General features: G+C 70.7%; 2 protein-coding genes. One reads left to right on the top strand and one right to left on the bottom strand.

The genetic code is table 11. The features are described from left to right. Nucleotides 1-129: 129 nt before the first annotated feature. Nucleotides 130-810 carry an MtrAB system response regulator MtrA gene (mtrA, locus tag DBR36_RS06860; RefSeq protein ID WP_108318159.1) on the bottom strand — a complete coding sequence of 227 codons (681 nt, stop codon included), beginning with the start codon at nucleotides 808-810 and terminating at the stop codon, nucleotides 130-132. A gap of 163 nt (nucleotides 811-973) precedes the next feature. Here mtrA and DBR36_RS06855 point away from each other — a divergent pair. Beyond that, a partial coding sequence (locus tag DBR36_RS06855) for a glycerophosphoryl diester phosphodiesterase membrane domain-containing protein (protein ID WP_108318158.1) occupies nucleotides 974-2,172 on the top strand: 1,199 nt, incomplete at its 3' end.

Here is a 2,172-nt window from a genome sequence, read left to right as displayed (position 1 = left end):
GTGATGACGATTGTGCGGAAGCGCAGCGACCGACGCCAGAGCGTCGCGAGACGGTCCCGCATCGCCCGCCAGTCCCGCACACCGCGCCGGGGCGGAGGCAGGGTCCGCACCACGCCCGTCATGGGGTGCTCAGGCCACCGCGCCGGCGCGATAGCCCACGCCGCGCACGGTGGTCACGATCCGCGGGTTGTCGGGGTCGGCCTCGATCTTGGCGCGCAGGCGCTGCACGTGGACGTTCACCAGACGCGTGTCGGCCTTGTAGTGATAGCCCCACACCTGCTCGAGCAGCATCTCGCGCGAGAACACCTGCTGCGGCTTCTCGGCCAGCGCCACCAGCAGCTCGAACTCCAGCGGCGTGAGGGCGATCGGTGCGTCGCCGCGGCGCACCTCGTGCGCGGCGACGTCCACGACCAGGTCGCCGATGCGCAGCGTCTCGTCGGCCGGGGCCTGCGCGGGCCGCAGGCGCGTGCGGATGCGGGCGACGAGCTCTTTGGGGTTGAAGGGCTTGACGATGTAGTCGTCGGCTCCCGACTCGAGTCCCTTGACCACGTCGGCGGTGTCGGTGCGCGCGGTGAGCATGATGATCGGGATGCCGGACTCCGCCCGCACGCGCGTGCAGATCTCGATGCCGTCCACGCCGGGGAGCATCAGGTCCAGCAGGATGAGGTCGGGACGCTCGGTGCGCCAGGCCTCGACCGCCTGCGCCCCGTCGGCGCAGAACGCCGTGTCGAATCCCTCCGTGCGCAGCACGATGCCGATCATCTCGGCCAGAGCGGTGTCATCGTCGACGACCAGGATCCGTGAAGTCATTCGGGTGTGCGTCTTCCGTCTCGAACCCGCTCGGGAAAACGGGCCACGCCCCGGGTGGGGGCACGTCTTGAAGAGAGTAGTCGACGTGTCTGCGAGCGGGGCGAGCGTGTCGGGGGTGTGTGACACGATGAGGGCACCGCTACGTGTACGAGGAGGCGCCACCGTGAACGCGTATCCGGCTTGGACCCCGGCATCCCGCCCGGGCATCGTCCCCCTGCACCCGTACGGGTTCGGCACGATCCTCGGCCGATCGTTCGTGGCGCTGCGCCACAACCCCAAGGTGCTGCTCGGTTTCGCGCTCGTCGTGCAGGCCGTCGCGTCGATCGTGCTCACCGCCGCGATCGCGGGTGTCGCGATCGCGAGCTTCTCGCGCCTCGACACCGTGCCGTACGGCAGCGACGACTTCGACGCGATCATGACCGGGTCCATCGTGATCACCGCGGCCACGACGCTGGTGCTCGGACTCGCGAGCGGCGCGCTGAGCGTCGTCGTGCAGGGCGTCGTGGTGGCCGAGGTCGCCCACGCGGTGGTGGCCGAGAAGCCCACGCTCCGCGCGACGTGGGCGCGCGTCAAGCCGGTCTTCTGGCGGCTGATCGGCTACAGCGCCCTGGTGCTGACGGCGACCGTGCTGACGCTGGGTCTGCTCGCGGGCATCGTCGCGCTGCTCGCGATCGCCGTGGTGTGGGTCGGCATCCTCGTCGGCATCCTCGCCCTCATCGCGCTGATCCCCCTGTACCTGTGGCTGACGCCCAAGCTCTTCCTCGTCCCGTCGGTCATCATCCTCGAGCGCGCGCCCGTCTTCCGCGCGATCGGGCGGTCGTGGGCGCTGACCCGCGGACGCTTCTGGTCGACGCTCGGGGTGGTCCTCATCATATCGATGGCCTTCGGGATCGTCGCGCAGATCATCTCGATCCCCCTGGGCCTGATCTCCGGGATCGTCCCCGGGATCCTCGCGCCCACCGGCGACGATTCGGTGACGGCCATCGTCAGTCTCGTCGTGGTGCAGATCATCGGACAGTTCGGCATCCTGCTCGTGCAGTGCATCGCCCTCGTGGTCCAGTCGACGTCGGCCGTGCTCGTCTACGTGGACGCCCGCATGCGCGTCGAGGCCCTCGACCACGACCTGCAGACCTACGTCGAGGCGCGCGACGCCGGAGCGGCACAGCTGACGGATCCGTACCTGGTCGGGGTGGGACGCGTGGTGGCCCGTCCGGCTCCGGTCCCCGCGGGGCCGGTGCCCGCGTTCGCGGGGTACGCGCCGCAGGCCGGGTACCCCGGGCAGGCCGGATACCCTGCACAGCCCGGGTACGGCGCACAGCCCGGGTACCCCGCGCAGGCCGGCCCCGCGACCCCGCCGTACGC

Origin of the sequence: Microbacterium sp. HMWF026 (assembly GCF_003061325.1) — a bacterium.
Lineage (GTDB): Bacteria > Actinomycetota > Actinomycetes > Actinomycetales > Microbacteriaceae > Microbacterium > Microbacterium testaceum_E.
The sequence above is the reverse complement of the archived record's forward strand: the minus strand, read 5'-3'. Positions and strand labels throughout refer to the sequence as shown.

Excerpts from the sequence above, each read along its gene's own strand:
- mtrA (WP_108318159.1), bottom strand. The coding sequence starts at position 810 with ATGACTTCACGGATCCTGGTCGTCGACGATGACACCGCTCTGGCCGAG.